This is a genomic window from Methanosarcina mazei S-6 (assembly GCF_000970205.1).
Lineage (GTDB): Archaea > Halobacteriota > Methanosarcinia > Methanosarcinales > Methanosarcinaceae > Methanosarcina > Methanosarcina mazei.
The window spans coordinates 340,644-352,221 of record NZ_CP009512.1 but is presented as its reverse complement, the minus strand read 5'-3'; the positions used below and the strand labels follow the sequence as shown (position 1 = coordinate 352,221).

Here is an 11,578-nt window from a genome sequence, read left to right as displayed (position 1 = left end):
ACCAGAAAAGAGAGTAAAATTATTTTTCAGGGAATTAATGTGCTTCTTCAGAAGAGTCAGGATTTATATATTCCGGTTCACAGGAAAGGACTTCAGGATTTACGCCGTCTTCGAGATCTGAAACATCTTCTGTTAAGCCCTTTTTTATCTGATGGAAAAGAGGAGGGTTATTCTCTGTGGGAAAACCGGAATCCTCTCCGGGATAAATATGTAACTCTCCGAAAAGCTCCTCCTGGAAAAGCCAGATCTTCCTGCTTGAAGCAAGAAAGAGAAGGGAAAGGTAATCCATTATCCTGTCCTCACTCATGTGGGTCAGGGCAGAAAATTCCGCAACAGGCTGCTTCATAAAAAGCTCAACAAGCCTGCCCCAGATTAAGGCCAGCCTCGAGCTGATAGCCTCGTCATGGGCAATCCCGAGCACATCTCCGGTAGCCAGAGGGGCATCAGGAATATCATGTTCTTCTGCTGCCAGACGGGCTCTTTTTTCGTTTTTTCTTGAGAGTGATTTTTCGGCTTTTTTGAGCTCCACTATCAGTTCATTCAATGTAACAGGCCTTGTTGAAAGGCGGCGGACAGGTAGCTTCGGAACCGGAAACTCATCAGGCTCCGGAAGCTCTTCGTCATCGAAAAAGCCAGAGTCAAAATCTTCTGCCTCCTCTTCTTCAGGCCCCATGATTACTGAAGATTTCATGCGGAGGAGGATAGCTGAATAAAGGAGAGTCCTTGAAGAAATTCTGAGGTCCATTTTCTGGAGTTCTTCTATCCTGCGCAGGAAATTATCGGTTAGCTGCACAACATCGATGTCCCAGGGGTCTATCTTTCCGTCCTTTGCAAGTTCGACCAGAATGCCCAGAGGCTCACAGGTGTTAAATTCCGAGAGGTCAAGAAGAGCCCAGTTAATGCCAAGATAAGAAAGAGTTGTAGGAAGCCCGAAAGTTTCAGGGTCTGAAAAAAGAGAGTCCTTCTCACCGGAATCGCAGACCTCGGGAGAAGTAAGGCCGGAAATGTCGAGTGCCGAGTTATCAATAATTTCAGCCATTAAGCTTCACTCCGGTAATACTCGTGATATTATTCTCCTGCATAGTAACCCCTATTGTCCGGCTTGCAGCCTGGATCATGGGCTTTCGTAAAGAAACAACAATAAACTGGACCTTTGAGCCCGATGTTTTTACGCGCCTTGAGACCCTCTCCACATTCCAGCCGTCAAGGAACATGTCAATCTCATCAAAAGCGTAGAAAGGAGCAGGTCGGTACTGCTGGATTGCAAAAATGAAAGCAAGTGCAGTAAGACTCTTTTCTCCTCCGGACATTGCTTCTATGCGCTGGAGGGTCTTTTCTTTTGGCTGGGCTCTCAGGGTCATTCCTCCGGCAAAGGGGTCGTCAGGGTTTTCCAGCAGAAGTTCGCCCATGCCGTCAGAAAGTTCGTAAAAGATCTCTTTGAAGTTGGAATTTATGCTTATGTAAGCCTCCATAAAGGTATCCCGCTTGAGCTGTTCGTACTGGTCAATGCGTTCAAGGAGCTGCTCCCTTTCAGTGAAGAGAGTATCACGCTTGCCCTGAAGGTCAGAAAGCCTGAATTCCACCTCATTATACTCGTCAATTGCCCGCATATTTACAGGTTCAAGCCTGCGCATGGCTTCTTCTATTGCCTGTATCCGCATGTAAACGGTTTCGTAGCTCGGAACCTCTGAGGTATCTTCAATTCCTCTTCTCTCGATCTCTTCAACCAGCTGTTTTTCCTGGTCAAAAAGTGCACTCCTGGTAGCTGTGAGCGTAATTACCTGCTGTTTTGCTTTTTCAAGGGTTGTTGCAGCTGTGCTGACCCTGCGCTTTACAGCACTGTGTTCTGCCTGAACTTTCTCCCTCTCATTCTGAAGCCCTATAAGCTCATCTGAAAGCTGAAGTTCACGTTTCCGTTTTTCTTCAAGCTGAGCTTCAAGTTCAGTAATTTTTGCTTTAAGAGAATCTACTCTTTCACGCCTTGAAGCTTTCTTTTCATCGAGTTCTTTTATAAGCTCCTTGGCTTCGTTAATCTTCTGTTCAGCGTATTCTTTTTCAAGCTGCAGGGCATTCAGGCTGGCTTCGGTATCCCTCATCCTGCCGTCAAGCCTGCGGATCTCTTCATCCACAAAATCCGCTTTTTTGTTTATCTCGGGAAGAGGAGAATCTGCAAGCTTTGCTTCAAGTTCTGCGACCCGGGATTCAAGTTCAGCCGCAATACCTTCTTTTTCAGTCTTTTCCGCAATTACCCTGTCCATTTCAGCCCTGAGTTCGGTCCTTGATTCTTCAATCGTTTTCAGATCTGCCTGTTTGGCTTCAAGGAGTTCTGCGAGTTTGGCTTCCCTGCCGGCAATCTCCTGAAGTTCGAGTTCTTTTCTGGAAATCGTAGCCTCACAGTCACGGATCTTCCTGCTAAGCTCAAAAACATGGCTTTCAATGCTGTCCTGTTTGCTGATTGCCGCATTCCGGCTTGCATCAAGGGACCTTATCTCCTCCGCAAGTTCAAGGAGCTTGTCTTTTTCCGCTGCTGCAAAAGAAATCCCTGATTTTGAAGAAAGAGAACCTCCTACCATTGCCCCGCTCTTTTCAAGGAGTTCACCTTCAAGGGTTACCATTCTTGCCCTGCCCATAAGGCGGCGGGCACTGGCAAGGTCTTCCATAACAAGAGTATCCTGAAAAACATACCAGAAAGCAGGCTCGAAATCAGGATCGAATTCTATAAGATCGATTGCGTACCCTATTACCCCATTTTCATAATTCAGGTTTTCAAGCCTTCTAGCATCCTTCATTTTATTAAGCGGAAGAAAAGTAGCCCTGCCCCCTTTTTTCCGTTTAAGGAATTCGATCGCTTCTGCCGCGTCAGCATCAGTATCCACGACAACTGCCTGCATCCTGTTCCCTGCAGCAACCTCAAGGGCAGCCGCATACCTGCGGTCTACTTTTCCCAGCTGGGCAATGGTACCGTGGATTCCGAAGAGCTCTTCCTGCCTGGAAGCCCCGATTACCATCTCTACTGCTCTTGAGTAACCCCCCCCATGCTCCGAAGCCCGGACCCTTGCCTCAGCAATCGCATATTCCTGCTGGAGGGCATGAAGTCGGCTTTCAAGTTTTTTAATGTCTTCTTTGATCCTGAAATGGCTGCTCTCAATATCGTCCCGGTCTTTTATGAGAGACTCAAGATTGCTTGTAAGTTTTTCTATTTCATACTGGACAGAAAGGGTATCGCTGTCCGAAGCAGTAACTGCAGCCTGTGCGTCCTTTATCTGATTCTCGATCTCGCGCAGTTCCGAAGACTTTCTCCTGAGGGCATCAAGAAGCCTGTCCTCATTCCGGATAAGCTCGTTCTTTTCGTTTTTAACGTCCTCGAGCTTTTTGCGGGCAACCATGAGCTCGTCCCTTGTTGCTGCGAATTTTGCGTCAATATCAGCAATCCTGCTCTGAAGAAGCATGCGCTCGGTTTTTCTTTCGGAAATTTCTGCTGAGATGCTTTCTTTCCTTACGTTTTCAGCTTCGATTTTCTCTTCGAGCTCCCGGACCTTTCCCTTTGTAGAGTCAATATCAACAAATGCTTTTCTGCGCCGTGCGTCAGCTTCTTCAAGCTCGGATTCCGAAACCTCAATGCTGTCAACACAGCGGGAGATTTCCCCTTTTGTCTCTTCTATTTCCTTCTTGACCTGAAGCTGTTCGTCTTCCCCTTTTTTCCGGATTTCAAGGGAGAGATTTTCCAGGATTATTTCAAGGGCTTCCAGTTCCTGAGCCCTTTCATTAAGCAGTACCTGTACTTTTTCGAGGTGCTCTTCTTTTCCTGCCAGTTCCTTATCCACATTTTCCAGTTCAGTCCTTGCGTCCTTGAGTTTGGAGAGCAGGACATAACCTTCGAATTTAACCTTTTCAGATTTAAGAGACTGATATTTCAGTGCCTGGTCACGCTCCCCCGAGAGTTTTTCAAGCTGGGTGCGCACCTCTTCAAGGATAATATCAACGCGTTCTATCTGCTGCCTGACGATTTCAAGTTCACCGAGTGCTTTTTGCTTGCGCTCGTCAAATTCTGCAACCCCGGCAATCTCGTCAATAATCTTCCGCCTTTCCACAGAGGTCATGGAAATAATCTGTGTGACATCCCCCTGCATTACTACGTTATAGCCTTCAGGGGTTACCCCTGCCTTTGCAAGCTGGGAATGAATCTCTCCGAGGCTTACGGCTTTCCCGTTAAAGTAAAAATAGCTGTAATACGCATTTTTAGTCCGTCTGACCTTTCTTGAGACTTCAATCTCATCGAGTTCTAAAGGCAGCTTGCGGTCAGCATTGTCAAAACGTATCGTAACCTGGGCAAAATCCGGTTTTTTTGCTTCATCCCCGTTATAAATAAGGTCAGTAAGTTTTTCAGCCCTTAAGGTTCTTGAGCTTGTGAGCCCGAGCGCAAAGAGAATCCCATCTATGATATTTGACTTTCCACTTCCGTTTGGACCGGAAATAGTGGTGAAGTCATTGTAAAAGGAAATCCTTACTTTTTTTCCAAAGGACTTGAAATTAACGAACTCAATCTCTTTTATGTACACAGAATGCCTCTGAGGTTTTGCGTTTTTGAGGGAACTTTCGTTTTTTAAGTCTCATTTCGCCCTGGAATCTTTTCGGCTGCAGGTAATGAGTTCCGCGTCCTCACTGTCTCTCAGGTCTACAGACTCTTCAATTATATGCCTTTTAGGGGCCTTTTCGGCGATGATGTATTCACATTTGTAATCGTCATCAGGCCGGGATTTCACAGAATCTGCCTTCACGGGAGGGCAGGACCTTGAAGAAACGGGTGGTCGTGGGGGAAATAAATGCCCCGCAGGAGCCTCAATTACGGGGGTTGACTGCCTCAGAGTGCCTCTAAACCGTTTTCGGTCCCCACTCTCGGCAATAATGTATTCGCATTTTGTTTCGACGGGCTCCTTCCTGTCAAGCTCCCCTGGTTCAACCTCTTTTATTTTCAGCTGGACTTTTGCGTTTGTACCCGGGAGAGGTGCGGAAGCTTCCCTGAAATCGCTCCTCTCATGTGAGGAAGAACCATCTTTTTGGAACTCAAGTTTACGCTTTGGTTTTCTGGAGAGAGGAGGAAGGTCAAGGGGGTCTTCAAGGACAGGAAGAGAGGGAGAAGGAGAGGAGTGTGTAACAGGATTTTGCTTACTTTCCAGTGCTTTTGAAAGCCTTTCAACTTCTGATTCCAGTTTCTTTATAAGCATTTTCTGGTCGAGCAGTTCTCTGACGAGCCCATCCTGTATTCCAGCAAGTTCTTTCACTCTCCGATCAATAGCTTCGGATTCGTCATTTCTACCGGAAATTAATTCGGACCTGAGGTCACCAAGGATTGAAGCCTTGAGAGATGCAGAGTCGGATAGCCCCCTCATTTCAGCCCTTATTTCGGATAGAATTTGATCCTTAAAGGAATCAGGGCCAGAACCATTTTCTACTTCGGCCTGAAGCTCATTGAGAACCGAAGTCTTTATTGATTTTTTGAGAGTTTCGAGCTCCTCGCAGGTAATTGACAGTCGCCTTTTAAGCGGTGTATTGTGCATGTCCCTCTGTCCAGTTCTCATGAAAATACCTCTAATAATAAACTCGGGTCCCGGGTTTTTTATGCCTGGAAATTATTGCTATCATGAAACTTCATTATAATATAATTAGATTGATCTGGTCAGTGAAATTTAAATAATATGTATAAAGTAGATGTAATCTTACTTTATATATATATGGTAATCGATAGTATTCAGCGGCCTCCAGATTACTTCAAATTATATTATAATAAGATAACTTTATTAACTTTTCTGAAACCGAATACAGAGACCATACAGAGGAATCAAAACAGGGCATAAAATATAAAATTTCCGGAGAAAGAAGACTAAATTAACATGATTATTAAAAACAGGAGAGGAAGCCCTAAAATACCCAGAAGAGAAGAAATCCATATCATTAAGTTTTTTTGTGAAAAATTATATGCATACTAAAGCATCTCACATGAAGAGATATAATATTGCAGGCAGGGAGAAGGGGTATTCCATAGAAAAATAATTTTTCTGCAAAAGAAAGGGACAGAAAAGCAGAATAAATATTTTCCGAAAAAGTTTAAACAAAAAATATTAAATAGACGTTACTGTGCAGGCCTGTGCTCAGGAGAATTACGAAGAACACATATCGAGAATAATAGAGGATAATATAGAAGAAAATTCCGGAAGGAGAGGTACGGCTGACAGTTTTATATAGACTGTTTTAGATAAATAGAAGAAGGCTCAAGGTCCTGAATTTTACAAAATAGAGAATGAAACCCAAAAACTAACTCTAAAACAAAAGGAGTTAAAGAGTTGGATTTCAATAGGGGATGGAACTTCTCAGGGGTAAGTGTTACTTAATGGGCTGAACAGGTTCATCGAAATTGAGCAGTACACTTTGCCTTGCCTGTATTTTGGGGGATGTACCGCAGTCCATATCCAGAGCAGTTTCGTCAACAATAGAACCGTGGGTTCCGGTGCTTTCGAGAAAAAGTTGAACCTCTTCAACCTCTGGCTCTCGGAAATGGTCCATTTCGAAAATATCCATAATAACACTAAGTACGTTTTTGTGTAAGTGATCGGTAATCCGAGTCATCGGAAATAAACACGATGTATAAAGTATTAATAATTAACGTTAATAGAAGAATAAAAGAGAAAGGAATAAAGAAGAGTTTTAATATATAAAAATTGTGCTTAAGGCACATAAATTTGATTCAGCATCACAGGCTAGAATAAGGAAAAAAATACAGTAAAAGAACAAAAAATGAAAAATTAAAGGAATAAAGGCCCGAAAATCCGGATCAAAACACCTACTACAACAGCAAGGACTATTGTGAAGGTGACAATTAGAGTTGTATCCTTTGTACCGAGTTCATGCTTCAGTACTGCAATCGTTGCCACGCAAGGGACATAAATCGTAGTGATCACCGCAAACTGATACATCTGAAGCGGAGTCATCACTGCTGCAAAATTGGCTGTGCCTGCCAGTACTGCAAGAATCTGAAGCGCCATTTCTTTTCTGAGAATCCCAAAGACAAGAGCTGTTGCGGCAAAAGCCGGAAGTCCCAGAAGCCCTACGGATATGGGCTCTACGAAGTCCTGGAAGACAGAAAGAAGTCCCAGTGCATCGGCAACTCCCAGGGCTGCACTCCCTGCGAGCAGCAGCGGAAAAGCTATGTATAAAAATTCACGGCTTTTCATCCAGGTCTTTCTGAGGGTTGATTTGAGTTCGGGTTTCCTGAGAGGAGTCATTTCCATAATGAAACCGCTTCTCTGGCCCGGAAGAGTTCTTCCAAGAATCCAGCCCATTGCTCCGATTATGATGACCTCAAGCACATAGATCGAAACCGCAGGCCAGAAACCAACAAAGGTCCCTACAAGCCCAAGGATGATAACTGTCCTTGCAGAGCAGGGAATAAGAGAGATAAGAATCGAAGCTATCCTCTTTTCCCTTTTTGTACCGAGTGCATGTACAGCCATTATTGCCGGGACATTGCAGCCAAACCCCAGAACAAGAGGGATGACAGCTCTCCCGTGAAGCCCGAGTTTATGTGTTACATTGTCCAGAAGAAAAGCTGCCCTTGTCAGGTAGCCCGAATCCTCGAATATGGAGAGAATCGCGTAAAATACTGCAATGTACGGGATTGCGATTGCGAATCCGGCTTCCACACCTCGCAGGGAATAGACGATAAGGTTTCTGACAACGGGAGACATATCACGAGTCATCTCCTCGACGGGCTGGATTATATGAGGCTCGAAAAGGTCGTTAACAATCCAGGTTTCGAGAAAACCCCCTACCCTGAAGACCATTAAAAACGTAAACAGAAGAGCAGATATAAGGACTGCTATTCCGAAGTGAGGAGAAGTAAGAACTTTATCTACTTTATCACGGAACCTTTTTTTAGGCTCAAAACTTGAAACCACAGTGTCAACAATAAATCCGGACTCTCCGTAAAGGTCTCTTGCGACCGTGTCAGGAACTGAGATTCCGTAATCGATTTCAATATTCTGCCTCAAACGCCTGGCAGAAGAAAGAATCGCATTTGCTTCAGGCGGCATGCAGCAGAGTTCCACAAACTCCGCGTCGTTTAACAGGGCTGCAATCTTAACACTTTGAGATACATTCGGAAAAGCATGGTCAAGCCCGGATAGAGCCTGACGGATCCACTGGCTGTATCTTACCCTGTGGTGCTTCTGGACTTTTCTTGCTTCTTCAAGAGCCGCAAGCACGACATCGTCAAGCCCCACACCCCAGGTTGCAACAGTTGGGACTACGGGCAGGCCCAGAAGTTCCGAGAGTTTATCCGTATCAACAAGGATACCAAGCTCGGCTGCAAGATCTACCTGATTTAAGGCGATGACCATAGGGATATCGAGTTCCAGAAGCTGAAGGGTCAGATAGAGGTTTCTCTCAAGCCGGCTTGCATCAAGGACATTAACAATAACATCAGGAGAATTTTCAATAAGGAATCTCTTGGTTACCTTTTCATCTTCGTTTGCAACCCCCAGAGAGTATATTCCGGGAAGGTCTACTACTTCAATGGTCCTGTCGTTTACTTTTACAGTTCCCTGTTTGAGCGAAACAGTTGTGCCAGGATAGTTGGAAACTTCAACCCCGACGCCTGTAAGCCTGCTAAAAAAAACGCTTTTTCCAACGCTCGGGTTGCCTATAAAAGCAAGTGTCAAATCATAGGGAGGAATCCTTTCATAAAGGGGGTCATTTTTACCTCTCTCACCGGAATTACAGCATGAGCTGGAAATCTCTATCACATCTCCGTCAACTACACTCCACTCCAGTTACAGCTGAATCATCCATTTTTACAGGACTTTTCATTTAGGAGTGATGAAAATTTTTTTTGCTACATCCCTTCCAAGGGCGATCTCGGACCCGACAGCCATGACTGAAATACAGCCCTGTTTTTGCTTGCGCCGGACTTCGATATCCTCTCCTGCTATAATACCAAGGGAGGTCAAACGCTCTTTGGTTTCTCTGGGAAGGGTTACTCTTGCAACCGTGCCTGAACTTCCCTCTTTCATTTCATCCAGAGGAATGAACGCTTCTTCTCGCTGCAAATTATTTTTATCAATATTTATCGGGTGTCCGTCAGGACAGTACTCCGGGTTTCCAAGGAAATCGTAAATTCTCTCAAGAACCGAATCCGATACCGCATGTTCAAGCTCACAGGCTTCCTTATGGGCTTCCCTCCGGTCAAAATCAAGGACTTCAGCCAGGAAAGTTTCAAGCACCTGGTGTTTCCTTTTAATCCGAACAGCTTCTTCAGCCCCTTTTTCAGTCAATTCTACCCCCTGATAAGGTTTATATTCAACAAACCCCATTGAATGCAACTTTTTAATCATTTCCGTCACACTGGGTGATGACACATTGAGTTCTTCTGCAATTTGTTTAGTTTTAGCAGGGCTCTGGTTTTTTGTAATAAGGTAAAGAATAGTTTCAAGGTACTCTTCAAGTCGATCCGTATGCATTAACACCATCCTGCCAGCGCACCGGCGCCTGCCCGAAATTGATCGGCTCAGATAATTAGGACAACCTAAAAAGAATAATTACTGAATAAATAGTTTTTGTTTTTTGCCTGTCAGAGAAGAGACGGATAAAAACGATTCAAAGCCGAAATAGAACCTGAGTTCTGCAAAGAAAATATAAAAAATAAAGATTTCGGGAAGAGCAAAGCTCAAAACTCCCTGAAAACTCCCGGGATCTTTCATTCTTTGATTGACTTAAGGACGGCAATCTCATTACAATCCGGGAACTTGGGGCACCTGATGCATCCTGACCAGATTTTCCGGGGCAGGCTGTTTTTGTCAACAATATTAAAGCCAAGGGTTTCAAAAAAACCGGGCACATAGGTAAGAGCAAAAACTTCTTTCATGCCGAGGCTTTTTGCATCCTCAAGACAGGCTGAGACAAGCTTTGTGCCCACTCCTTTTCTTGCACAATCAGGTTTAACGGCGAGAGCAAGAATTTCCGCAAGGTCTTCCCAGACTACATGCAGGGCACAGCATCCCACAATTTCTCCTTCGATCTCACAAACGTAATAGTCCCTGATGTTCTCATACATCTCGCTCAGGGAGCGAGCAAGCATAAGCTCCTCCCTGGAGTAAGTGTTGATGATCTGTTTCATCTCAACAACATCACTTATCCTGGCTTTTCTGATCAATTTCTGTGTCCTCTGAAGCTGCAATTGTATTTTAAATAGAAAGTGCGCTGCACCTTAAACATTTGCTGTAATGCAGATAGGAGATAACTGTACTTCTAAATAAGAAATTTTTCCACAATTAAAGAGACATGACTGCGGAAGCAGACATACAAAACCGGTAAAATGAAAAGGAAAAATTTGAAACAAAAACGAACAGTAAATAAAAGATAATATTTAAATGAAAAGATAGGTTTTAGCGGGCGCGAAGGGATTTGAACCCCCGATTTACAGCTTAGGAGGCTGCCGCCATATCCGGGCTAGGCCACGCGCCCACAATGAACTTCCAGAACACAGCATGAAACAGTATAGTAAAACTGTATTCCAGGTGAAGTATCCATAATACCGGCATAAGATATATATTTAATTATCGCTCCAAACATGGAAAGCCTGCCATATCATAAGAGCAGATGTCCTGAAGCGAATTCTCTGGAAAGTTTTAAATCAAATGTAAACCATGTACCTCCTCCAGGTTAACAATGTTTTTTAGATTATCGAGAACCCGTTCTAATTCAAAAGTTAATGAAGATTGGAGTTAACAATACGATCACTGCTACCTGGAGGATCTCGATATATCATGATCACACAGTCCAATTAATATATTTAAGAAAGATTTACCTGATGATTTTTCAGGAAGGAAAACTCAAATGATATTAAAACGGGGAGACCTGAAAAGAAGACGGGTAAATAAAAAATAACAAGAAAGGAAAAAGCATGCATATAAGACATGACAATTCTTACCCACCCCATACCTCGGAACTCCGGAAAATGGTCTTTGCATCCCTTTTTGCAGCCCTGACTGCTGTGGGAGCTTATATACAGATCCCTATACCTTTTTCTCCTGTTCCTGTCACACTGCAGGTTTTTTTTGTTTTGCTTGCAGGAAGTATGTTAAAGAGTAAATGGGGGAGCCTGAGCATGGTTGTATATACCCTTCTCGGTGTTGCAGGGCTTCCGGTCTTTTCAGGAGGCAGTTCAGGTCTGGGAGTGCTCCTGGGACCTACAGGAGGATATATTTTCGGTTTTATCGTGGCTGCGTACTTTACAGGCAAACTCGCTGAAAAAGCAGAAAGGGCTGGAAAGTCAGGGCTTGCAGTTAATGCCCTCAATATGAGTGCGGGAATTTTAACTATATATGCCCTGGGTGTTACCCAGTTAATGCTGGTTGCTGAAATCGGTCTTGGGACAGCACTTGCCCTCGGAGCCATCCCCTTTATTCCGGGAGAAATAGTGAAAACCGCAGCTGCAGCATATATCGCTACAACCTATAAGCTTTAAAGACTGTGACCGGATGTCTCGGCGAAATATTTAGAAGTTAATTGAATCTGATACAATCAA

The 11,578-nt window shown here is 44.1% G+C and carries 8 protein-coding genes and 1 tRNA gene; 1 reads left to right on the top strand and 8 read right to left on the bottom strand.

The genetic code is table 11. The features are described 5' to 3' along the window. Positions 1 to 34 precede the first annotated feature (34 nt). From MSMAS_RS01435 to MSMAS_RS01400, 8 genes are all read right to left on the bottom strand, one after another. Positions 35 to 1,039: a segregation/condensation protein A gene (locus MSMAS_RS01435; RefSeq protein WP_048046290.1), complete on the bottom strand. Its 1,005-nt coding sequence runs from the start codon at positions 1,037 to 1,039 to the stop codon at positions 35 to 37. Then, the gene (gene smc, locus MSMAS_RS01430; RefSeq protein ID WP_011032980.1) at positions 1,032 to 4,559 is read right to left on the bottom strand and encodes a chromosome segregation protein SMC; all 3,528 of its coding nucleotides are present in this window, start codon (positions 4,557 to 4,559) and stop codon (positions 1,032 to 1,034) included. The genes MSMAS_RS01435 and smc overlap by 8 nt, the downstream gene beginning before the upstream one ends. Before the next feature lie 51 nt (positions 4,560 to 4,610). Further along, on the bottom strand, positions 4,611 to 5,579 hold the full coding sequence (locus tag MSMAS_RS01425; RefSeq protein WP_011032981.1) for a hypothetical protein: 969 nt from the start codon (positions 5,577 to 5,579) through the stop codon (positions 4,611 to 4,613). Positions 5,580 to 6,381: 802 nt separating this feature from the next. After that, a complete protein-coding gene (locus MSMAS_RS01420; RefSeq protein WP_048036323.1) occupies positions 6,382 to 6,624 on the bottom strand; it encodes a hypothetical protein in 243 nt (80 codons plus the stop codon). Positions 6,625 to 6,800: 176 nt separating this feature from the next. Then, positions 6,801 to 8,798, bottom strand: a complete 1,998-nt coding sequence (gene feoB, locus MSMAS_RS01415; protein ID WP_048046289.1) for a ferrous iron transport protein B — start codon at positions 8,796 to 8,798, stop codon at positions 6,801 to 6,803. A gap of 60 nt (positions 8,799 to 8,858) precedes the next feature. Further along, on the bottom strand, positions 8,859 to 9,512 hold the full coding sequence (locus tag MSMAS_RS01410; RefSeq protein ID WP_048046288.1) for a metal-dependent transcriptional regulator: 654 nt from the start codon (positions 9,510 to 9,512) through the stop codon (positions 8,859 to 8,861). A 236-nt stretch (positions 9,513 to 9,748) separates the two neighbouring features. Next, positions 9,749 to 10,204, bottom strand: coding sequence for an N-acetyltransferase (locus MSMAS_RS01405; RefSeq protein WP_048036321.1), 456 nt, complete (start codon positions 10,202 to 10,204; stop codon positions 9,749 to 9,751). A 236-nt stretch (positions 10,205 to 10,440) separates the two neighbouring features. Then, positions 10,441 to 10,515, bottom strand: a tRNA-Arg gene (locus MSMAS_RS01400). A gap of 439 nt (positions 10,516 to 10,954) precedes the next feature. Between MSMAS_RS01400 and MSMAS_RS01395 the strand changes: the two genes are divergently transcribed. Continuing rightward, entirely contained in the window at positions 10,955 to 11,518 is a 564-nt protein-coding gene (locus MSMAS_RS01395; protein WP_011032985.1) for a biotin transporter BioY, read from the top strand. The last annotated feature ends 60 nt before the right edge of the window (positions 11,519 to 11,578 follow it).